This window comes from Flavobacterium sp. xlx-214 (assembly GCF_013874595.1).
In the GTDB taxonomy this organism is placed as follows: domain Bacteria; phylum Bacteroidota; class Bacteroidia; order Flavobacteriales; family Flavobacteriaceae; genus Flavobacterium.
In genome coordinates this window covers 2666818-2689166 of the sequence record NZ_CP059431.1, presented here as the reverse complement: position 1 = coordinate 2689166, position 22349 = coordinate 2666818, and the positions used below count along the sequence as shown (strand labels likewise).

Annotated in this window: 26 protein-coding genes; 16 read left to right on the top strand and 10 right to left on the bottom strand. The window is 29.8% G+C overall.

All coding sequences use genetic code 11. The features are described 5' to 3' along the window. Positions 1–8: 8 nt before the first annotated feature. The 4 genes from H1R17_RS12655 to H1R17_RS12640 all read left to right on the top strand — a co-directional run bounded on the left by H1R17_RS12655 (position 9) and on the right by H1R17_RS12640 (position 2719). Positions 9–965: a phosphoribosylaminoimidazolesuccinocarboxamide synthase gene (locus H1R17_RS12655; protein WP_163432930.1), complete on the top strand. Its 957-nt coding sequence runs from the start codon at positions 9–11 to the stop codon at positions 963–965. Positions 966–969: 4 nt separating this feature from the next. Further along, on the top strand, positions 970–1602 hold the full coding sequence (locus H1R17_RS12650; protein WP_163432929.1) for an NAD(P)H-dependent oxidoreductase: 633 nt from the start codon (positions 970–972) through the stop codon (positions 1600–1602). 80 nt (positions 1603–1682) lie between these two features. Next, a complete protein-coding gene (locus H1R17_RS12645; protein WP_163432928.1) occupies positions 1683–2024 on the top strand; it encodes a cation transporter in 342 nt (113 codons plus the stop codon). Positions 2025–2191: 167 nt separating this feature from the next. Continuing rightward, entirely contained in the window at positions 2192–2719 is a 528-nt protein-coding gene (locus tag H1R17_RS12640) for a hypothetical protein (protein WP_163432927.1), read from the top strand. Between the two features lie 15 nt (positions 2720–2734). Here H1R17_RS12640 and H1R17_RS12635 read toward each other — a convergent pair whose 3' ends face one another. Together H1R17_RS12635 and H1R17_RS12630 are read right to left on the bottom strand one after the other, a co-directional pair. Further along, on the bottom strand, positions 2735–3793 hold the full coding sequence (locus H1R17_RS12635) for a nucleoid-associated protein (protein ID WP_163432926.1): 1059 nt from the start codon (positions 3791–3793) through the stop codon (positions 2735–2737). Positions 3794–3869: 76 nt separating this feature from the next. After that, a complete protein-coding gene (locus tag H1R17_RS12630; RefSeq protein ID WP_163432925.1) occupies positions 3870–4415 on the bottom strand; it encodes a plasmid pRiA4b ORF-3 family protein in 546 nt (181 codons plus the stop codon). 180 nt (positions 4416–4595) lie between these two features. Between H1R17_RS12630 and H1R17_RS12625 the strand changes: the two genes are divergently transcribed. The 5 genes from H1R17_RS12625 to H1R17_RS12605 are packed head-to-tail and all read left to right on the top strand — an operon-like array spanning position 4596 to position 8129. Continuing rightward, positions 4596–5243 carry a hypothetical protein gene (locus tag H1R17_RS12625; protein ID WP_163432924.1) on the top strand — a complete coding sequence of 216 codons (648 nt, stop codon included), beginning with the start codon at positions 4596–4598 and terminating at the stop codon, positions 5241–5243. Between the two features lie 10 nt (positions 5244–5253). Next, positions 5254–6552 carry a histidine kinase gene (locus H1R17_RS12620; protein WP_163432923.1) on the top strand — a complete coding sequence of 433 codons (1299 nt, stop codon included), beginning with the start codon at positions 5254–5256 and terminating at the stop codon, positions 6550–6552. A 2-nt stretch (positions 6553–6554) separates the two neighbouring features. Then, positions 6555–6851 carry a 2TM domain-containing protein gene (locus H1R17_RS12615; RefSeq protein ID WP_163432922.1) on the top strand — a complete coding sequence of 99 codons (297 nt, stop codon included), beginning with the start codon at positions 6555–6557 and terminating at the stop codon, positions 6849–6851. Further along, a complete protein-coding gene (locus H1R17_RS12610; protein WP_163432921.1) occupies positions 6852–7589 on the top strand; it encodes a LytTR family DNA-binding domain-containing protein in 738 nt (245 codons plus the stop codon). A gap of 48 nt (positions 7590–7637) precedes the next feature. Further along, the gene (locus tag H1R17_RS12605; protein WP_163432920.1) at positions 7638–8129 is read left to right on the top strand and encodes a thioredoxin family protein; all 492 of its coding nucleotides are present in this window, start codon (positions 7638–7640) and stop codon (positions 8127–8129) included. Positions 8130–8161: 32 nt separating this feature from the next. Here H1R17_RS12605 and H1R17_RS12600 read toward each other — a convergent pair whose 3' ends face one another. Together H1R17_RS12600 and H1R17_RS12595 are read right to left on the bottom strand one after the other, a co-directional pair. Beyond that, complete coding sequence (locus tag H1R17_RS12600) at positions 8162–8890, bottom strand: ZIP family metal transporter (protein WP_163432941.1); 729 nt, start codon at positions 8888–8890, stop codon at positions 8162–8164. Between the two features lie 5 nt (positions 8891–8895). After that, the gene (locus H1R17_RS12595; RefSeq protein ID WP_163432919.1) at positions 8896–9627 is read right to left on the bottom strand and encodes a cyclopropane-fatty-acyl-phospholipid synthase family protein; all 732 of its coding nucleotides are present in this window, start codon (positions 9625–9627) and stop codon (positions 8896–8898) included. 83 nt (positions 9628–9710) lie between these two features. Between H1R17_RS12595 and H1R17_RS12590 the strand changes: the two genes are divergently transcribed. The 3 genes from H1R17_RS12590 to H1R17_RS12580 all read left to right on the top strand — a co-directional run bounded on the left by H1R17_RS12590 (position 9711) and on the right by H1R17_RS12580 (position 12649). Beyond that, the gene (locus H1R17_RS12590; protein ID WP_163432918.1) at positions 9711–10880 is read left to right on the top strand and encodes a class I SAM-dependent RNA methyltransferase; all 1170 of its coding nucleotides are present in this window, start codon (positions 9711–9713) and stop codon (positions 10878–10880) included. Beyond that, positions 10873–11112: a hypothetical protein gene (locus H1R17_RS12585; protein WP_163432917.1), complete on the top strand. Its 240-nt coding sequence runs from the start codon at positions 10873–10875 to the stop codon at positions 11110–11112. The genes H1R17_RS12590 and H1R17_RS12585 overlap by 8 nt, the downstream gene beginning before the upstream one ends. A 79-nt stretch (positions 11113–11191) precedes the next feature. Beyond that, positions 11192–12649 carry a DUF805 domain-containing protein gene (locus H1R17_RS12580; protein WP_163432916.1) on the top strand — a complete coding sequence of 486 codons (1458 nt, stop codon included), beginning with the start codon at positions 11192–11194 and terminating at the stop codon, positions 12647–12649. 8 nt (positions 12650–12657) lie between these two features. Here the strand turns inward: H1R17_RS12580 and H1R17_RS12575 are convergent, their stop codons facing one another. From H1R17_RS12575 to rlmD, 3 genes are all read right to left on the bottom strand, one after another. Continuing rightward, positions 12658–13377, bottom strand: coding sequence for a DUF6048 family protein (locus H1R17_RS12575; RefSeq protein ID WP_163432915.1), 720 nt, complete (start codon positions 13375–13377; stop codon positions 12658–12660). Next, complete coding sequence (locus H1R17_RS12570) at positions 13352–13855, bottom strand: DUF6452 family protein (protein ID WP_163432914.1); 504 nt, start codon at positions 13853–13855, stop codon at positions 13352–13354. The genes H1R17_RS12575 and H1R17_RS12570 overlap by 26 nt, the downstream gene beginning before the upstream one ends. Positions 13856–13931: 76 nt before the next feature. Beyond that, the gene (gene rlmD / locus H1R17_RS12565) at positions 13932–15344 is read right to left on the bottom strand and encodes a 23S rRNA (uracil(1939)-C(5))-methyltransferase RlmD (protein ID WP_163432913.1); all 1413 of its coding nucleotides are present in this window, start codon (positions 15342–15344) and stop codon (positions 13932–13934) included. 179 nt (positions 15345–15523) lie between these two features. Here rlmD and rocD point away from each other — a divergent pair, with 179 nt between their 5' ends. From rocD to H1R17_RS12550, 3 genes are all read left to right on the top strand, one after another. Continuing rightward, positions 15524–16756: an ornithine--oxo-acid transaminase gene (gene rocD / locus H1R17_RS12560; RefSeq protein WP_163432912.1), complete on the top strand. Its 1233-nt coding sequence runs from the start codon at positions 15524–15526 to the stop codon at positions 16754–16756. 183 nt (positions 16757–16939) lie between these two features. After that, complete coding sequence (locus H1R17_RS12555; RefSeq protein WP_163432911.1) at positions 16940–18097, top strand: calcium:proton antiporter; 1158 nt, start codon at positions 16940–16942, stop codon at positions 18095–18097. A gap of 55 nt (positions 18098–18152) precedes the next feature. Beyond that, complete coding sequence (locus H1R17_RS12550; RefSeq protein ID WP_163432910.1) at positions 18153–18908, top strand: glycerophosphodiester phosphodiesterase family protein; 756 nt, start codon at positions 18153–18155, stop codon at positions 18906–18908. On the opposite strand, the gene H1R17_RS12545 is transcribed toward H1R17_RS12550, so the two are convergent. After that, positions 18903–19589: an NAD-dependent deacylase gene (locus tag H1R17_RS12545; RefSeq protein ID WP_163432909.1), complete on the bottom strand. Its 687-nt coding sequence runs from the start codon at positions 19587–19589 to the stop codon at positions 18903–18905. The two genes, H1R17_RS12550 and H1R17_RS12545, sit on opposite strands and share 6 nt — an antisense overlap. A gap of 40 nt (positions 19590–19629) precedes the next feature. Between H1R17_RS12545 and H1R17_RS12540 the strand changes: the two genes are divergently transcribed. Beyond that, entirely contained in the window at positions 19630–20328 is a 699-nt protein-coding gene (locus tag H1R17_RS12540; protein WP_163432908.1) for an RNA methyltransferase, read from the top strand. Positions 20329–20489: 161 nt separating this feature from the next. Here H1R17_RS12540 and H1R17_RS12535 read toward each other — a convergent pair whose 3' ends face one another. Then, on the bottom strand, positions 20490–21182 hold the full coding sequence (locus tag H1R17_RS12535; protein ID WP_163432907.1) for a LytTR family DNA-binding domain-containing protein: 693 nt from the start codon (positions 21180–21182) through the stop codon (positions 20490–20492). Further along, on the bottom strand, positions 21179–22228 hold the full coding sequence (locus H1R17_RS12530; RefSeq protein ID WP_163432906.1) for a sensor histidine kinase: 1050 nt from the start codon (positions 22226–22228) through the stop codon (positions 21179–21181). The genes H1R17_RS12535 and H1R17_RS12530 overlap by 4 nt, the downstream gene beginning before the upstream one ends. Positions 22229–22349: the final 121 nt, after the last annotated feature.

Sequence of the window (22349 nt, the reverse complement as noted above, 5' to 3'; positions counted from 1 at the left end):
AACAAACAATGAAAACCATCACTTCTTCAGACTTTAACTTTCCAGGTCAAAAATCAGTTTACAAAGGAAAAGTACGCGAAGTTTATAATATTAATGATAATTTATTGGTAATGATTGCAACAGACCGCTTATCTGCTTTTGATGTAATTATGCCAAAAGGAATTCCTTACAAAGGACAAATTTTAAATCAAATTGCATCTAAATTTATGCAATTAACAGAAGATGTTGTTCCAAACTGGTTGGTTGCCAATCCAGACCCTAACGTTGCAGTAGGTTACTTGTGTGATCCTTTTAAAGTAGAAATGGTTATTCGTGGGTATTTATCAGGACACGCAGCGCGTGAATATGCTTTAGGTAAGCGTACAATTTGTGGTGTTGCAATGCCCGATGGTTTAAAAGAAAACGATCAATTTCCTGAACCAATCATTACACCAACTACTAAAGCTGCTGTTGGTACACACGATGAAGATATTTCGCGTGAAGCTATTTTAGAGCAAGGAATTGTTTCTAAGGAAGATTACGAAGTTTTAGAAAAATACACGCGTGCTTTATATGCAAAAGGTTCTGAGATTGCGGCTTCTCGTGGCTTAATTTTAGTTGATACTAAATATGAATTTGGTAAAACCAAAGACGGTAAAATTGTATTAATTGATGAAATTCATACGCCTGATTCTTCTCGTTATTTTTATGCAGAAGGATATCAAGAGCGTCAAGATAAGAATGAAGCGCAGAAACAATTATCAAAAGAGTTTGTACGTCAGTGGTTAATTGCAAATGGTTTTCAAGGACAAGAAGGGCAACAAATTCCTGAAATGACAGATGAATACATTGATACTGTTTCAGACAGATATATTGAATTATACGAAAACATCATTGGCGAAAAGTTTGAAAAAGGAGATGTAACCAATATTCAAGAGCGTATTGAAAAAAATGTAAATGCTTTTTTAGCATCTTATAAAAAATAAAATTATGAGCATTATTCCCGCATTGCAGTGGCGTTACGCTACTAAAAAAATGAACGGCGAAAAGGTTTCTCAACAAAATATAAACAGTATTTTGGAGTCGGCACGTTTAGCGCCGACTTCTTCTGGTTTACAACCTTTTGAAATGATTGTCATTTCAAATCAGGCGTTAAAAGAAAAAATAAAACCATTAGCATATAATCAATCGCAAATTACCGATTGCTCTCATTTAATTGTATTTGCTGCTTGGAATCATTATTCTATTGATCGCATCAATCATTATTTCGATCATTACGAAAAAGAGCGCGATTTACCTAAAGGTTTTTCTGAAGGATATAAAAATGGAGTTACAAAGCAATTAACTGCAATGACTTTAGAACGCCAATTTGAGCATGCTGCAAGACAAGTTTATATTGCTTTAGGTATGGCTTTAACCGAAGCGGGCGCTTTAGAAGTAGATTCAATTCCTATGGAAGGTTTTGTAAACCACGAATTAGATTTACTTTTAGATTTGGAAGCAAAAGGATTAAAAAGTGTTGTAATTATGCCTGTTGGTTACCGCGATGCCGAAAATGATTGGCAAGCCGAACAAAAAAAAGTTCGTAAAACTTCTGAAGATATGATTACTTTTATAGAATAGTTTATATTTTTGAAGAGATTTATACAAGAAGAACAGAAACTATTTTAGTATTCGAATAAGAATTTAACAATCATAGAAAAATGAAAAATTTAATTGCTTTATTATTTATTGTTTTTACAACAATTGCATCAGCACAAACCAAAGAATCTGGAAAAGCTGAAATAAAAGTATCAATAGAATGCGACCATTGTAAAGTTTGTGAAACGTGCGGGTTGAATTTTAAAGAAAACATGCTTAAAGTAAAAGGAGTGAAAATGTACGAGTTAAACGAAGAAAAAAAGACGCTTACGGTATATTACAATCCTAAAAAAACAAATGTAGCAACTATTAGAACAGCTATTTCTAAATTAGGTTTTGATGCCGATGATGTAAAAGCTGATCCTGCTGCTTATGAAAAATTAGACGGCTGTTGTAAAGCCTAAAAATAAAAATCCTCCAAATTTGGAGGATTTTTTTGTATTTTCCATTTGTGAAAAAAATGTACTATATACCAGGAATATTCTCAATTATACTTTTACCATTTTTAGGTATTTGGTACATGAACAAGTATGATTATTTTGCAAAACTATCTGCGCACCAATTTTATAACATGGATTTTGCAGAAATGAAAAGGATAAATAAAAAATATTTTGAAAATTCTGGAAAGATAAATGAATTTGAAAAACGTACTTATAAAGATGTTTATTTGAATAATGATATAAATGCAAAAAATACATTTAAATATATTAATCAATTTGTACATTACGTTATTCAATCAAAAGACACCATTAACGGATTGAAAATTCATTTTGAAGAAAAGGCAATTTATAATGAATTTATTGAAGTGTTGAATATATTTAATGAGCGCGAAGCTGAGCTATATATTTTAGATAATAATACTATGTATTTTGTTGGGAGAGATTGGGAACCAAAATCTGAAGAGTCGGAGATTGATAGTCTTCCCTTTTTGATTTGCACAAGTGGCTATGATCATGAAGAGGTATCTAATTTTGAAACTTTTATTAAAAACTTTAAACAGCAATTCAATCAAAACAAAATTATATATAGTGCTTATATCTTTTTATTTCTTTTAACTATTGTATCAATAATTTTAAAAAACAAAAAGCTTCCAAAATAGGAAGCTTTTATAATATTACGATTTCTGTTCTTTATTAAAATATACTAAGTAATAGTACATTTGTTTTTCTTCGTCCCAACCTTTTTCAATGAATTTTTCAGCAGATTCTGGGTTAATAAAATCTAACTTAATTTGTACGTTGGTATCTAAATTAATTACGTTTTTAATTTTTTTACGCGCATCGCTCACGGCATTGTTAGCAATAGGGAAGTTAGAAACATCTTCAATACTGTATTTTTCGCCTCTATCGGTTTTATAACTTTTAAATTCCGATTGTAAATCTGGGTTATCAATTACTTCGTTTATAAAACCTTGCTCTTCAAACTCATCATTTTTAGCAAAATAGTTTACAGAGCGGTTCATAAACATAACCTCTTCTTTTTTATCTTCGGCAGGTAAAACAACATCTTTAGCAAAATCCTGAACAAATTTCAAGTATTTTTTGGTCATGTAATTTTCGTCTTGAAAAGCATCTACATTTAAAAAATGCTCTAACCAATAACGCGCATCGTAACGGTTGCTATCTACCGTTAAAATTTTGTATCCTTCTTCTTTTTTATAATTAAAAATAATACAACCTTTATCTAACTTATTTAAGTTGATGCCTTGTTGAAGCACCATTTCTAAATTGCTGTTGTTTTCTTCAAACTGTAAAAAATCGGCTTTTAACTCACTTTTAAAAATACCAATAGCATCAACCGGATTGTTATCAATGGTTAAATGGGTAAGATGCGTTACATATACCTCTCCGTTTTTAATGTGCGGATGATTAGACTGCTCGTATAAATGTTTGGTAATTTTTTTAGAAACTTCGTGAATAGCACTTGGGTTTGCAAAAATTTCGCTTGCAAAGTTGTACATTTCATTGTAATCTAAATCAACATCGTGCGCAAATTGATAGTAATTTTCTTCTTTTTCACGAAAAGGTTTAAAGAAATACTCTTTTAATAAAGGCGTGATTTCATCGTTGATGTTAAAGGTGTTTTCCGATAAAAAAATAGCTTCGGCACGACTTTTATTTCCAACTCTGTGAATAGATAACGACTCAATGTGCGTATTAAATAGATTAATCATAATCGCTTTTTCAAATTTTATTAGGTAAAAAAAAGAAAACCTTTCAGCTTTCTTTTATAATGTTTCTTGTTTTTATTTAGTAACGATCGTCGTAATCAAAATCGTTAAATCCTTCGTCTCCTTCAAACATATCAAAGTCTTCCTCATCATAATCATCATCAAAATCACCGTAGATATCGTCTTTAGAAATAGGATCGTCGTAATTTTTTGCAGGAGCCTCAGCAGGCAAAACGCCATGTGCAAAAAGCAAAGTTGGTAATTCTTTTTCGTCAGAATCTTCTTCTTTTTCAATGGCTGCTAATTCAACAAAAAACGTCCAGTTTACAAACGGATCGTAGATGTATAAAATCTTAGTTTGGTCTTCATATAAAAGATCGCTCAATTTAAAATCGGCCATAATTTTATCCTCACCTGGTACATCACCCATATCAAATAACGGAATTTCATCTTCTTGATTCCAGTTATCATCACATAAAAAGAAAGAACCGCCTTCAGTTCCATCAAAACCAAAAGAGTTGATAATTACATTGTGTAAATCTTCTAACGTATCTGTATCTAAAATGGCGATGTCACGTAAAACATCATCTTCAGCATCTAAAATAACGCGAAATTTATAAACCATGATTTGTTTGTTTTGATACAAATGTACCATTTAAAAATGATTTTATTTTGATTTTAAAATTGCTTTTTTTTGATTATAGCATTTCAATTTACAGTTCATCGGTAAAAATCTACAACTCGGCAGATTTAAATTTTTTTGTGTTTTTTCTTGTTCTATTTTTGACCTATAAAAATAATAGAAATGGAAACTTTTATAAAAACACTTATTTATATACACGCCTTTTTTGGCGGTTTAGGTTTAACCGCAGGTATTGTTAGTATTGTAGTACGCAAAGGAGGAAAGGTGCATAAATTATGGGGAAAGATATTTTCTTATGGAATGATTATTAGTAGTTTACTATCGTTAATTGTTGCTTGTATGCCTCATCACGAAAATTCATTTCTTTTTTTAATTGGTATTTTCACTATTTATATGGTTTTGGCAGGAAACAGAGCATTAACATTAAAAGCATCTATTAAAAAATCGGCCGATGCAATTGATAAAAGCATTTCTTACACGATGAGTTTTATAGCTCTTTTAATGATTGGCTTTGGTGTTTATTGTTTAATAAATGACAACAATTTATGGACACTGTATTGGTTTTTTGGTGGTATTGCATTGTATATGACGTACCGAGATTTTAAAACTTTTAAAACTTTTAAAACTTTTACAACCAATAACAAAATTGCCATAGTAAGCCATATTGGTAGAATGGTTGGTGCATTTATTACATCAATTACCGCTTTTTTAGTGGCGGGCTTAAGCATTAGCAATTTAATAGTTTGGTTGGCGCCAACCTTATTAGGAATACCTTATATTATTTATTGGACACGTAAAATGAAATCTTAAATTATAAGTTATGAAAGAATTTTTAAGACATTTAAAGCAATTCAGTATTATTTTAATAATCTGTTATATTTTAATGATTGGTCTGAATTACACATTCAGTAAACATTTTGAAGGGTTTGATTTTTTATCTGCATTTATAATTGTTTTTACTTATACATTAAGTATTTATGTTGCTAACACTTTTATTCTATCTGATTATTATTTAAAAAGAGAAAAAAACAAGAGAAACATCTTAATGGGAGGGTTTCTAGTTAATATCCTTACACTATTTGTTGTTTTTGTTATAAATATTATAGGCAATTTAATTTATAGTGATTCCGAAATAATAACATCTTTTAAATCATCGCTTAGAACTGCTGTTTTTTCTGGTTGGTTTTCAATGACCATTACTACCATAGTTTACATTGTTTTATTAATTCGTAGAAAAGATAAAATTGAAGTTAATCAACAAAAAACAATTGCAGTTAAAGCAACTACTTCATTTGAATCGTTAAAAAATCAACTCGATCCTCATTTTTTGTTTAATTCTTTAAATGTTTTAAGCGCTTTAATTGAAGAAAATCCTGCAAAGGCGCAAGAGTTTACTGTTTCATTATCAAAAGTTTATCGATACGTTTTAGATCAAAAAGATAAAAACTTAATAACAGTTGAAGAAGAACTTAATTTTGCGAAATTATATGTTTCTCTTCTAAAAGTTCGTTTTGAAGATGCAATATTGGTTCACTTTTCTGACGTTTCCATTTTTACAAATTATAAAATTGTACCACTTAGTTTGCAATTGTTGTTAGAAAATGCTGTAAAACACAACATTATATCAGATCAAAAACCTCTTAAAATTGAAATTTTTAAAGAAGGAGAGTTTATTGTGGTACAGAATTCTTTCCAAAAAAAGCAAACTTTTGAAAAAACAAGTGGCATTGGTTTGCAAAATATTATCAATCGATATCAATTGGTTTCTAATGAAGAAATAGAAATTTTACAAACCAATGAATTCTACAAAGTGAGACTTCCGTTGCTTTTAAGCGAAGTAATTTTTGAACATCAAGAGGATTTAATTACCGAAGAACTTTTTAACAATGCTTATGCTAAAATGCATCAGTTAAAAGAGTTTTACATTACACTTTGGTCAACCATCACAGGTATTCCGTTATTTGTAATTGTAAATATTTGGTTTTTTCCTCAATACAAATGGTCATTAGCATTAAGTTTCTTTATGGTTTTTGCATTGGTAATAAACAGTTTAAAGACGTTTAGTTTCTTACAAAAATGGGAACAAAAAATGATTAAAAAACAAATTAATAAAAAATAATTATGGAAAATTATAGTCAAATCGAAATTTTAAAAGCAAAGAAAAGAGTCAAAAAAGTAAAAGGATTTTACATTCATTTAATCACTTACATTTGTGTAAATTCGTTCTTCATCATTATAAATTTATTAAAACCAAATGATGGTTATTGGTTTATTTTTCCACTTTTGGGTTGGGGGATAGGTTTGTTTGCTGATGCTGCAGGAACTTTTAGTTTTATTCCTTTTTTGAACAGAGATTGGGAAAATAGAAAAATTAAACAATTTATGGATGAAGAACGCAAAGCTTTAAAATTAAAGTAGATGAAAGTTGTAATTATTGAAGATGAAAAACCAGCAGCACGATTGTTAAAACGAAAGTTAGAGTTGTATCAATGCGATGTTGTTGCAGTTTTAACATCGGTTACCGAAAGTATTGAATGGTTTTTATCCAACCCACATCCCGATTTACTTTTTGTTGATATTCAGTTATCTGATGGGTTATCGTTTGAGATTTTTGAGCAAGTTACCATTAATAGTTCTATCATTTTTACTACAGCGTATGATGAATATGCGCTAAAAGCTTTTAAATTAAATAGTATTGATTATTTATTAAAACCTATTGATGAGAACGAATTAAAAGCTGCTTTGGATAAATTTAGATCCATACATAACAAAGTGGTTCTTAATCATCAAATTTTAAACACTATTTATGAAAAAGAATTCAAAAAACGATTTGTTGTTAAAGTAGGTAACATTATTAAAATTGTTGATATTAATGATGTAGAATGTTTTTTAAGTTCGTTTAAAAGTAGTTATTTAATTACAAACGAAGGTAAATCATATCCTTTAGATGAGAGTTTGGAAACTATTGAAAACGAATTAGATACATCTGTTTTTTTTAGAACTAACCGTCAGTTTATCATTGCAATGCAAGCTATAAAAGAAATCAGTATTTACAGTAATTCACGACTCAAAATATCGTTGAATAATTATAAAGAAGAAGAAATTATTGTTAGTAGAGAAAGAGTACAGTCTTTTAAACAATGGATTAATGAGTAGCACAGTTTTTGATAAAAAATAAGTAATTTTATCAATAAATAATTTAAAATGAAAAAATACTTATTAGCCCTTTTAATAGCGGGAAGTGCATTTACATCTGTACACGTAAATGCCCAAAGCAGCGTAGCAACAGAAAAGAAAACACTTGAAAAACCATATAATCCTAGTGATAACGCGCAACAAAAAATTGATGCATTGATAAAAAAGGCTAAAAAAGAGAAGAAGCACATCATTCTTCAAGCAGGTGGTAATTGGTGTGGTTGGTGTTTGTTATTTAATGATTTTATCAAAACAAACGCGAATGTTAAAAAGAATCTTGATAAAAATTTCCTTTATTATCATTTGAATTTTTCTAAAGAAAACAAAAATGAAGCAGTTTTTAAAAAATACGCTCCAAATGGTGATAAATTAGGCTATCCCTTTTTTATTGTTTTAAATAGTTCAGGAAAAGTGGTTAAAATTCAAGAAAGTGGAAGCTTGGAACAAGGAAAAGGTTACAACGAAGAGAAAGTATTGGATTTTTTAAAGAATGTTAAGTAAAATTAAACCTTAACACTCTTTAAAAAGTTGTATTACACCCAAAAACCTAAAGCTATTCCTAAAATAATTGCCAATAATTTAGCAGAATTGAATTTATGTCCTTCACTGCTTTCAAAAATAATGGTTGATGAAATATGAAACAAAATACCTATTACAAAAGCTGAAATTTGAGCATAATAATCTACCAAGAAAGGCAAAGAATTTGATAAATAGGTTCCTAATGGTGTCATAAAGGCAAAAACAATCATAAATAAAAAGATCATTTTTTTACTTAATTGCGCTTGTAAAAAGAATAATGTCAAAATGATGGCTATAGGAAAGTGATGAACTGCAATTCCCCATGCCAAATGATCATGCTGGCTAATAGGCATTCCTTCAAACAAGGCGTGTAAGCACAAACTTCCAAATAATAACCAAGGTAATGATGTTATTTTTTCATGAACATGTACATGTCCGTGTTCTGCACCTTTAGAAAAGTATTCTAATACAATCTGAAAAACGATTCCCAACATGATAAACAAACCTATAGTTTTCATTGCACTGTGATCATGATCATGTGAATCATGCGCATGATCATGATGAATACTTGCCGATAAAACATGTTCATAAACTTCTGGTAGCAAATGAGAAACAGTCATTGTTAATAGAAAAGCACCACTAAAAGCTAATAATAATTTAATAACTTTTTTGTTTTTTGGCTTTACTAAAACAGCAACTAAGTATCCTAAAACTACTGATATGAAGGGAAGTAAATACGTTATCATTTTTATTTAAAAATCATGATTAAACGGTCAGACTCTTGTTTATAATATTTTTGTAATTTATAATCACCAAAAGTTTCTAATAAATAAATACCTGCTTCATTCATCATTTCTTCAAAATCTTCTAATGTTAAGGCTTTTACTTTTTCGGTGAAATCATAAGATTCATTTTCGTGTGTAAACTGTATATTTTTGTAAATATGATTATCAGCAAACCAACGTTTAATTTCAAAGGTAATTCCATCTACAACTTTAGTTTCTTCGGGCACTAAATTAGCAAGCACTTTATGAACATTCATAAAATCTAAAACAGCAAAACCATATTCATTTAAACTATCATGAATGGCTTTTAACGCAATTTTATTATCGTTATCATTAGGAAAATAGCCAAAACTGGTAAACAAATTAAAAATAGCATCAAACTTTTGCTCAAAAGGCTCACGCATATCTTTTACTTCAAATTTAAGCGATTCATTCTCAAATTCTTTAGCAAATGCAATGCTGTTTTTAGACAAATCGGCTCCAGTTACTTCATATCCTAATTTGTTTAAATAAATAGAATGTCTTCCGCGTCCGCAAGCCAAATCCAAAACCTTAGCGTTTTCAGGTAAATTTAAGTATTCAGTAATGTTATCAATAAACAGTTGCGCCTCATTATAGTCGCGATCTTTGTATAAAATATGATAAAATGGCGTATCAAACCAGTTGGCAAACCATGTTTTTTGAGTTTCTTGCATTTTAGAAAATTTGTGAAAGCAAAAATACGTTATTTTTGTAGAAATATTTGAATTTAATCGTTCCTGAGGGAAAGGAATTGTATATGGAAAATTTTAAAATGGTTGCCAAAACTTTTTTTGGCTTTGAAGATGTTTTAGCAGATGAGTTAGTAAAATTAGGCGCTCAACGTGTTGAAAAAGGTACCAGAATGGTTAGTTTTTATGGCGATAAAGGTTTTATGTACAAAGCTAATTTGGCATTGCGTACGGCTTTAAAAATCTTGAAACCTATAAAACAGTTTAAAGTTCACAATGAAATAAGCTTGTATAAAGGTATGCAAAGTATTGATTGGAGTAATTATTTACGCGTGCACCAAAGCTTTTTAATTGATGCTACCATTTTTTCAGAGCATTTTAATCATTCGCAATTTGTTGCTTTAAAATCAAAAGATGCTATTGTAGATCAATTTAAGGAACTACATAATGATCGACCAAGTATTGATAAAGATCATCCTGATTTACGAATTAACATACATATTCAGAACGATTTATGTACGGTTTCTTTGGATACTTCAGGCGCTTCACTTCATCATAGAGGTTACAGAACCGCAACCAACATTGCCCCAATTAACGAAGTTTTAGCCGCAGGAATTTTACTTTTGAGTGGATGGGAAGGTCAATCTAATTTTTTAGATCCAATGTGCGGATCAGGAACATTTTTGGTTGAAGCTACCATGATTGCTTGCAATGTTCCGCCAAATATCAACAGAAAAGAATTTGCTTTTGAAAAATGGAGCGATTGGGATAATGATTTATTTGAGAAAGTAGAAGATTCACTTCTTAAAAAAATCAAAGAATTTCATTATGATATTTTTGGATACGATAAAGCGCCATCGGCAGTATCAAAGGCAAAAGATAATGTGCGTAATGCCAATTTAGAAGAATATGTAAAAATTGATTTACGTAATTTCTTTGAAACTGAAAAAGAAACAGAAGGACCATTACATATGGTTTTTAATCCACCATACGGAGAACGATTGGATATTCAGTTAGAGCGTTTTTATCGTGAAATAGGTGATACTTTAAAACAGAATTATCCAGGTACTAATGCTTGGTTTATAACAGGAAACCTTGAAGCTTTAAAGTTTGTTGGTTTAAAACCATCGCGAAAAATTAAATTATTCAATGGTAAATTAGAGTCGCGTTTGGTAAAATATCAAATGTATGAAGGTAGTAAAAGAACAAAATTTCAAAATAAATTAGATCATGAATAAAGCAACAAAAATACTAATTGTACAATTTGCATTTTTTGCTAGTATTTTCTTAGCAGCTCGCTTTTTAATTGTTCATTTTAACTTATTATCAGGTTTATGGATTCCTATAGTTAGTGGTTTGCTAGCAGTTGTTTTGGCGCCGCAGTTCAAAGTTTTTAAGATTGATGGAAAAGAAACCGTTTTTATGGCTTGGTTGTTTAGTAAAAAAGGAAAGCCAATTACGTGGTTGTAGTTGTTGTATTTTTATAGAAGATTTTTAAACACGTTTCGTTCTGAAGCGTGTTTTTTTTATATTTGAGAAAAACACTTTTATGATTAATTACTATGTTGTTTTAGAAATTGCCAATTTTTCTGATGAAGCTATTATAAAAACGGCATATAGATTATTATCTAAAAAATACCATCCTGATGTTAACAAGGATCCTTTTGCGCATGATTACTTCTTAAAAATTAATGAAGCCTATGATTTTTTAATGAACGCTAACAAACGTTTATTGCTTAATCAGTTTTTAAAAAGTATTGAAGACGCACAAAAAGTTGACACTAATCAAGCTAGAAATACACAGTCTAGTGTTGCTCCTAATATCCATGCTTTTTATTGCGATAGAAATAGTTTTACATTAAATGATACTATTTGTTTAACATGGCATGTTAGTAATTGTAAGCATGTAAGTATAAATATTTTAGGAGATGTAGTAAATCAAGGCTATCAATATTATAAAATTAATTCTTTTTTGGAAGAATTAAAAATTGTATTAACAATAATAGGAGTTGATGATCAGATTTATACTAGTGAAATTGTTTTAAAATATTACAATGAAAATCCTGCAAAAAAGGAATTTCATAAAATGCTTTTAAAGAATCCTTCAACAAAAGAAATCCATTTCAAAAAAGAAAAGTTCTTTCATAGTCATTCTCGTATTAGTAGGTTGACTTTTATAAATAGGTTTGTATTGTTAACTTTAATACTAGCTTTAAGTGTTTTTTTGTTTACAAAAGCTACATACCCACACTTGTTATTTATTATCATATGTTCTTTATTATTAACTATTTGGGTGCAAATAATTAAACGTTTACATGATGTTGAAAGATTTAGAAATAAATTTTGGGCACTTTTAATACCTTTTTACAATATATATGTTGTGATTAAGTTATTTAGAATTGAGAGTGAGAACACGGTAAATGAATATGGAGTTTATCCAAGACAGGAAAAGAAGAGATTTTTCAATTGGTTGATAGATCATGTTAAAAAAATAATTGAAAAATTGAGCATTTTCGAAAAGATGTCAATAGGTCTATACATATTAATTTTGTTGGTAAACGGCTATAAAATGTTTAAGAATTTTCCTGAGTACAATGTAACTTTAACTAATAATCATATTGAAAGTCATAGAGCTACAACTAATAGTAGTGCACAGAAAGAGTATTTTTTAGAGTTTAATAATGCTTTTTGGATTGAAGTAACAGAGTACGAGTTTGATGATATTATTTATAAAAGAAAGTTTAATGATTTTGTAATGGGTATTAACAAAGAAAACGAAGTGCAATATGTAAAAGGAATAAACACTGAAAATAAAACAGAAAAAAGAATAAATTCAGGACTTTCTAATAATGCAAACCCCGCAATTATTATACTAAGTTTGTTTTTCTTAGGACAAGTGTATACAATATCAAACCTAAGAGCACCTAAAGAAATTATTTTTGCTAAAGGATATTCAATATTTTGTTTGTTAGCCTATTTAGCTACATTATACTTACTTATTCTTTAAAAAAAATATTAGTTTTTAACTTGAGGAATAGTTATAACACGTTGTTCTTTTAACTTCTTTTTAAACGGAATTAAATAACTAATGCTATAGCCAAAGCCTACACCAATGTTTCCACTATATTTTTGACCAAAGCCTGGATAATATAAATTTTCAAATCCTTCGGGTTGTTTTTGATAAAAAAGCCCTTTCATACTTACATGACTGCCAAGAAATAGATTTCTTGATATTTCTACTTTTATACCCACCACTAACTCTAACCAATGAGCCATTAAACCAGTAGATTTTAATTCAGGATATTGCATTTCTTCTTCAAAATAAGCATTTCCTGTATTAACTCTATAACTATGTAAGGTTTGGTTATGTAAACTTAGTCCGTATCTACCACCAACATAAATTAGATTATTCATATCCAACCAATTTTGATGAAAGTTTTTTTCAGCTCCAATTTTTAAAAACATACCACTTGTAGTATAGGATAATTGATCGTCTTGTTTAAAACGATCTTCAAAACCTGCCTCGGCAGCTATGTACCAATCTTTATTATATCGATAATCAGCACTAAACTCAAAACCTTTATAATTATTGTCCCAAACATTTCTACTTGCTTTAATTAAATCAACACCAATACGCAAACCATAAGTTTCTGGGTATTTTAAAGAAAGGGTATCTTGAGCAAATAGGCTACTAGAACCTAGAAAAATACTAATAAAAAAGCTGAATATGCGCATTATTCTCGTTTGTAATTTCGTTGGTTAAAGTAAAAATGTTTTGTATCCAAGCATCATTTGTGGTATTGGCTTGTTTTGATGCATTAAAGCCGTTAAAAGTTACTTTATAGCCACAAGCCTTAGATACATAAATAGATTCTGGTTTATTATAAGTAAACCTTAAAACATCGGATTTATAAATAGTATCACCAACTTTTGTAGGATTAGGTTCAAACAAAACTAGTTTCCAGGTAGTTTCTGTTTTGGTAATTTCTAAAGGAATTTCAATTTTAGACGTATTCTTAAAAACCAAAGTATCTTGGAAGCCTTCTGCAATTAAACATATTTTTACCGCAGGTTTTAAGACATCAGAATCATTATTATTATACATATTTATAATAACATTTGGTGTTTCAGAATCGCCACCATCACAAATATCGTCTTTCTCGCAAGCTAAGAATGTAAAAATTGCCAAACCAGCAAACCAAAATTTTTTCATACCTTTTTTATATCGATTCAAAAGTACAAAATCATTTTGTAAAAAGTAAGCATCTCCTAAGAGATGCTTTTCAAATTTATTTCTTTTCTAAAAGAACTACATTTTCTACGTGGTGAGTTTGCGGAAACATGTCAACAGGACGCACGCGTACTACTTTATACATTTCATCTAACAAAGCCAAGTCACGTGCTTGTGTTGCCGAATTACAGCTTACATAAACAACACGCTCTGGAGCAATTTTTAAAATTTGGGCTACAACATCTTTATGCATACCATCTCTAGGAGGGTCGGTAATGATAACATCTGGTTGACCGTGTTGTGCAATGAAATCATCATTAAACACATTTTTCATATCACCTACATAAAATTCACAATTGGTAATATTGTTACGTTCAGCGTTCAATTTAGCATCGGCAATAGCTTCAGGAACCGCCTCTACACCAATTACTTTTTTTGCTTTTTTAGATACAAATTGTGCAATGGTTCCGGTACCCGTATATAAATCGTAAACCAATTCTTCGCCTGTTAATCCAGCAAAATCCCTTGTAATTGAGTACAATTCATAGGCTTGTGCCGAGTTTGTTTGATAAAAAGATTTAGCATTGATACTGAATTTTAAACCTTCCATTTCCTCTAAAATATAATCGCGACCATGATAACAAATTACGTTTTGATCGTAAATAGTATCATTTAATTTGCTGTTAATTACATATTGAAGTGAGGTAATTTCAGGAAAACGAGTTTTTAAGAATTCTAAAAGTAACTCGCGTTTTGCTTTATCCTCCTTAAAAAACTGAATTAAAACCATGATTTCGCCCGTTGATGCAGTACGAATCATTAAGGTTCTTAAAAAACCAGAAGTTTCTCTTGGATTAAAAAACTCTAAGTTATTTTCATTAGCAAAATCACGAATTTCATTGCGAATAGCATTCGATGGATCTTGCTGCAAATAACACTTTTTAATGTCTAAAATTTTATCCCACATTTTAGGTATGTGAAAACCTAAGGCATTTTCTTTTCCTAATTCTTCGCCCGATTTAATTTCATCGTCGGTTAACCAACGAGCGTTCGAAAAAGAAAACTCCATTTTATTGCGGTAAAAAAACTGCTCTTTCGATCCTAAAATAGGTTCAAAAGTAGGAAGGGCTACTTTACCAATTCTTTTTAAATTATTTTCAACTTCTTGGTGTTTGTATTTCAATTGAAATTCATACCCCATATTTTGCCATTTACAGCCACCACAAGCACCAAAATGCTCGCAAACAGGTGCTACGCGTTCTTGCGATAATTGATGAAAGGCTACTGCCTTACCCTCATAATAAGCTTTACGCTTCTTAAAAGTCTGTACATCAACCACATCACCTGGAACTACGTTAGGAATAAAAATGACTTTACCATCAGGAGCTTTTGCTACCGAAACGCCTTTTGCACCAGCATCAAGGACTTCTACGTTTTCGAATACGATTTTATCTGTTTTTTTTCTTGCCATAATGCAAAAATACTAATTGTTTGTAATATAAATGAAGCTGTTATATTATTTAGATTGTTTATAAAAATAACACGTTATATTTTTAGTAAAAAGATGTTTTTAGTAACTTGCAGTCAATTCGGATGATTTCTCTCCATTAAGAAGGAATGGCTTATTTTATAACAATAAACTAATAATTAATGAGTAGTTTATCAAGTAAAGATGCAATTGCATTAGAAGAAAAATACGGAGCACATAATTACCATCCACTTCCCGTGGTTTTAACAAAAGGTGAAGGCGCATATGTTTGGGATGTTGAAGGAAAGAAGTATTATGATTTTTTATCAGCTTATTCTGCTGTAAATCAAGGTCATTGTCATCCTAAATTAGTAAGTGCACTTGCAGAGCAAGCTAATAAACTTACATTAACATCTCGCGCATTTTATAATGATCAGTTAGGTGTTTATGAAGAAAAAATAACCAAACTTTTTGGTTTTGATAAAGTTTTACCAATGAATTCAGGTGCCGAAGCTGTTGAAACTGCTATTAAGTTAACGCGCAAATGGGCATACGAAGTAAAAAATGTAAAAGAAGAAGAAGCGGTTATAATTGTATGTGAAAATAATTTTCACGGACGTACAACAACCATCATCTCTTTTTCAAACGATCAAGAAGCTCGTAAAAACTACGGTCCGTATACCGAAGGTTTTGTGAGAATTCCTTACAATAATATCGATGCTTTAAAAGATGTTATCACAAATAAAAATGTAGCAGGCTTTTTAGTAGAACCTATTCAAGGTGAAGCAGGTGTGTTTGTTCCAGATAATGGTTATTTATCAACAGCGTATGCATTATGTAAACAAAACAATGTATTGTTTATTGCCGATGAAGTACAAACAGGAATTGCACGTACAGGAAAAATGTTAGCTATTGATCATGAAAATATTAAGGCTGATGTTTTAATTTTAGGTAAAGCACTTTCTGGTGGTATGTATCCTGTTTCTGCTGTTTTAGCAAATGATGAAATAATGAACGTTATTAAACCAGGGCAACATGGTTCTACTTTTGGAGGTAATCCTTTAGCTGCTGCTGTTGCTATGGCTGCTTTAGATGTAGTTGTTGATGAAAAGTTAGCAGATAACGCGGAGAAATTAGGTGTTTTATTTAGAAGTAAATTAAACGACTATATTCAAAATTCAACTATTTGTACATTGGTTCGTGGTAAAGGATTATTAAATGCTATTTTAATTAACGATACAGAAGAAAGTGAAACCGCTTGGAACATTTGTTTACGTTTACGCGATAATGGTTTACTAGCAAAACCAACGCATGGTAACATTATTCGTTTTGCACCACCTTTAGTGATGACTGAAGAACAATTATTAGATTGTGTGCGTATTATCACCGAAACTTTAAAAGAGTTTGAAAAATAAGCTAGAAATTCATTTTAAAATGCCCAAATAATTTTAAATTATTTGGGCATTTTAATTTTTAATGTAAATGAGTATTAAATTGACTTTCTGTTAAATAAATTGTAAAATTTAAGTAGTGAAGCTTACTTGATTTCCAAAAAAGTTGTAAAAATTGTATTTTCGTAAAAATCGAAAAATTATTATATGCCTTACAACAACTTTTTAAGCAAAAAATTCAATATTTCATTACCAACTTGGTCAGTTATTTTACCTCTTTTGGCTGGTTTACTATTAATTTGTCAAGCAGCATTGCCAAGTTCCAATATCATCGATTTAATATTAGGAGTTGTTTTAATTACAGCTGTTTTATCAGCAGTTCATCATGCTGAAGTAATTGCGCATAAAGTAGGCGAACCATTTGGAACATTAATACTTGCTTTAGCCATTACTATTATTGAAGTTTCATTGATTGTTTCTTTAATGCTTTCTGATACTAACGAAGGACCGTCTGCCTTAGCAAGAGATACCGTTTTTGCTGCAGTAATGATAATACTTACAGGTATTATTGGTTTGTGTTTGTTGATTGGAGGTTTTCGTTTTAAAGAACAAATTTTTGTGAAACAAGGTGTAAATGCATCATTAATTACCCTAATTGCAATATCGGTGTTAACAATGGTGCTACCTAATTTTACAACCAGTGGGGTAGGTAATCAGTATTCAAATTCGCAATTAATTTTTGTTGCTATCGTTACTTTGGTTTTATACGGTGGTTTTATTGCAGTACAAACTTTTAGACATAGAGATTACTTTTTACCTGAAAAAACGGATCATGGGAATCACCAAAATATGCAAATGATTTATGAAGATGAATCAGATCATCATATAGATCATGCAACACCACCAAATTTAAAAACAGTTATCATTAGTTCTATCATGCTGTTTGTGGCTTTAGTAGCGGTTGTATTATTATCTAAAAAATTATCACCAGCTATAGAAGATATTGTTGTTAGCTTAGGTGCTCCAAAAAGTTTAGTAGGTATTATTATTGCCGCTGTTATTTTGTTGCCCGAAGGTTTGGCTGCAATTAAAGCAGTTCGTCAGGATCGTTTGCAAACAAGTTTAAATTTAGCTTTAGGATCTGCTTTAGCATCTATTGGTTTAACAATTCCTGCAGTTGCTATTGTTTGTTTTATGACCGATATGCAAATTAATTTAGGAATTGATGGTAAATCAACCATACTCCTTTTAATTTCGCTGTTTATTATTTCAATTTCGTTTAATACAAATAAAACCAATATACAGCAAGGTATTGTGTTGCTGGTTATTTTTGCAACCTATTTGTTTACAACTATTGTTCCTTAAAGATTAAGCAATATTGAGTTAATACTGAAGCGTTACTTTTACAAGAAAATTAAAAATGAAGTACGTTTTTTTATTATTTTTATCAAGTTTCTCTTTAATGGCTCAACAAATGCAAACCAAAGTAATTGCTCATAGAGGTGCTTGGAAAGAATTCAATGTACCCCAAAATTCAATAGCTTCTTTAAAAAATGCGATTGATCTTAAATGTTTTGGATCTGAGTTTGATGTGCATTTAACTAAAGATGATATTGTTGTGGTAAATCATGATCATGATTTTTACGGATTGGATATTGAAACCCATAATTATCATGATTTATTACAGCTAAAACATCCAAATAATGAACAAATTCCAACTTTGCAGGAATACTTTGCTGTTGGTTTGCAGCAATCAACAACAAAATTAATCCTTGAAGTAAAATCGTCTAATTTAGGGATTGATCGAACTAAAAAAATGATTGACGTTATAGTAGCTATGTTACCTAACAACGCTAATTCAGAAAACTTGGAGTTTATTTTGTTTGATTTTGAAGCGGCTTTGTACACAAAAAAAATGCTTCCTAAATTTAGTGTGCATTATCTAAATGGAGATAAAACGGCTCAGGAAATTAAAACAGTTGGTTTAAATGGCATGGATTATCATTACAAGTTGTTGATAGAGAATACGAATGTTGTACCTTCTTTTAAAAAATATTCTTTAAAAACAAATTCATGGACCGTTAACGATTTAGAAGTTGGGCAACAATTAATTCAGCAAGGAATTGATTATTTAACAACAGATACCCCTCGTTTTTTTATAGAAAAGGGCTTATAGTTTTAAAAGTTTATCAACTAATATAGGTAAGCCTATTGTTGCTTTTTCTGCAATTACATGAATGTTTTTATTAAAATGACTTGCAGTTGCGGGGTTTTGATCAATATAATAAATTTCTTGTGCTTTACTAGCATAGTCAATTAAACCCGCTGCAGGATATACTTGTAACGAAGTTCCTATTATTACTAAAATATCTGCATTTTGAACTATTTTTATGGCGTTATCCATTTCAGGAACAGCTTCTCCAAACCAAACAATATGAGGTCTTAATTGATGATTTTGATTGTTTTTTGTACCCATCACAATGTCATCTTTCCAATCGTAGATCAAAGAAATATCATTTAAACTTCGTGCTTTGAATAATTCGCCATGTAAATGAATTACTTGTTTGCTACCCGCACGTTCATGCAAATCATCAACATTTTGAGTAATAATTTGTACATTAAAGTAAGTTTCTAATTCAGTTAATAATATATGCGCTTTATTGGGGCTTACCTCATGTAATTGTCTTCTTCGTTGGTTGTAGAAGTCTAATACTAATGTTGGGTTTTTAAGAAAACCGTCAAAACTTGCAATTTCCATAATATCATGTCCTTCCCATAATCCATCAGCATCTCTAAAAGTTTTTAATCCACTTTCAGCACTAATTCCGGCACCTGATAAAACCACTAAATTTTTCATTTTTATAAATGTTATCTTTGTAACGAATTTAGCAAAAACAATGAATATACCCGATTTATATAGTAGCAAAGAATATCTTTTATATTTAGAAGATTTTTTAACTGAAAATAGGAGAGATGGTTTTGACCGTGTATTAACTAACCGCACCAATCATTTTTGTGTAGTTGTTGAAGATGTTTACCAAATGCATAATACAAGTGCTGTAATGCGTAGTTGCGAGGTTTTTGGAATACAGAATTTACACGTTATTGAACAAAAAAATGGTAAAACAATAGACAAAGAAATTGCTTTAGGTGCAGAAAAATGGGTAGATATTCACAGACATGCCAATAATCAAGTTTGCGTTGATTCATTAAAAAAGCAAGGATATCAAATTGTAGCAACAACTCCGCATGCTAAAGCTAGTAATTTAGATGATTTTGATGTATCAAAACCATCGGCTATTTTTTTTGGTACAGAAAAGTCAGGATTATCTGATGAAGTTCTAAATCAAGCCGATGCTTACATTACCATACCTATGTTTGGTTTTACAGAAAGTTTAAACATATCGGTATCAGCAGCTATTATTTTAAATACAATTATAACTCGTTTAAGAAATACTAATGTTGATTGGAAATTAACAGAACAACAATTATTGATGAAGAAAATTGATTGGGCTAGAAAAAGTATCAAAGATATTGATTTTGTAACCCAACGATTTTTGGATAGGCATAATAAAAAAGTGGGTTTACCGAAATAAACCCACTTTAATAACCAAAAAAAACACTTATGAAAAACTCAAAAATTCTAAAACATTCAAATTACTTTGCGTTGTAATAGATGAGTTATAGTACAAATGTACAATACATTTATTAATAAACAAGCATATTGTGTGTTATTTTTTTAATAGTAGGTAAAAAGTTATTTTTTGTCGGTAAAAATGGCTAAAACATCATTTTTATATGTGTCTCCAATAGGAAATTCAAGCTCATTAATAAATACAGATTTACTTTGTATAGATGATATTTTTTGAATAGGCACTATAAAAGAACGATGTATGCGTAAAAAATCGTTTTTAGGTAATTGTTCAACAATATTTTTCATAGACATACGCGCAACAATTTTAGGTTTTCCAGCAATATGAATTTGAATGTAATCATCTAAGCCTTCAATAAACTGAATATCTTTTAAATAAATTTTGTTCAACTTATAATCGGCTCTAATTAAAATGTAAGCATCATCTAAACTGTTATTTCCTATTTGTTTGATGTTTTTTACCTTTTCTATTGCTTGTTCAAAGCGTTCATAAGCAATTGGTTTTAACAAATAATCAACCGCATTTACATTAAAACCTTCTACGGCGTAATGATCAAAAGCAGTGGTAAAAATAACCAAAGGTTTATTGATTAACGATTTAAAAAACGAAACACCATCTTTATCGGGCATTTGGATATCAAGAAAAAGTAAATCAACCGGATAAGCTTCTAAATAGTGCAACGCATCTTGAGGCGATGTAAATGTTTTTTCAAGCGTTATATCTTCATTTTTTAAACATAAATGTTCTAATATGGTCAAAGCCAAAGGTTCATCGTCTAAAGCAATTGCTTTTATCATATCAAATTAATTTTTAGTTGCACTTTATAATTTGTTTCCGAATTTTCAATATGTAATTTGTAATTGTTAAGGTACAAAATTTCCAATCGTTTTTCAGTATTAGCAATACCTGTTTCGGTTTTTTCAAGCTCGCTGATGTTTTTTGCTATTTTTGTGTTGATGGTTTCTAATGATATTTGATTTTCTTGAACCGAAATATGGATTTGAATAAGAGATTTTTCGGTTTGACTTGCACCGTATTTAAAGCAATTTTCAATAATTGAAATGAATAGGAGCGGAGCAATTTTTTGCTGATTTACATTACCCAATACTTTATAATCAATTTCTGTTGCCAATGTTAAACGAATTTTTTGCAAATCAATATAATCGGTAATATAATTTAGTTCGTCTTTTAAAAGTACTTTTTCCTTAGAACTTTCGGTTACTACATACCTCATTATAGCCGATAATTTTAAGATTACGTTAGGCGTATCGTCTGATTTTACTAATGATAAAGCGTAAATTGAGTTTAAAGTGTTAAATAAAAAATGAGGATTTATTTGAGCTTTTAAATAAGAAACTTCGCTTTTAAGCATGTCTTGCTCAATACTATTTATATATTGGTTTGTTTTTAATAAAATACCAATTGATAGCGCTAAATAAAATTGATAAGCAGTTTTATCAATAAAAAATTGCATAACTAAAGGATATTCTGGTCTTGGTCCTTTCATTCTAAAACCAGGAGTATTCTGCTCTTTTAAAGCATTGTAAATATCAGTATTGGTAATAATTAAATCGGGTACTTTAATTGCAATTACTAAACAAATAAATGTAATGATTGCAAAAAGGATGTACTTTTTCTGATGATAAAATTTAGGAACTAATATGAAATAGTTAAGATAAAAAAAGACCACTACAAGCGATGTTTCTATGCATCGTTTATAAAAAATAAGCGAGTTAAAAAGAGTATTGTTATTTTGAAAATCAGGTAAACTAATAAATGGAATTCCAAAAAAAAGTATAGAAACAACTAAAACAATTGCAATTTGTTGATGTTTTTTAAACATTGTATGAATAATTACATCACAAATATATATTAAAAGACTTTTCTTTTTTAATTATTGAGGTTAACAGCTTGTTTTTAAAAGGAAAAGCCAACCTTTTTGGTTGACTTTTCTATTATTTTTT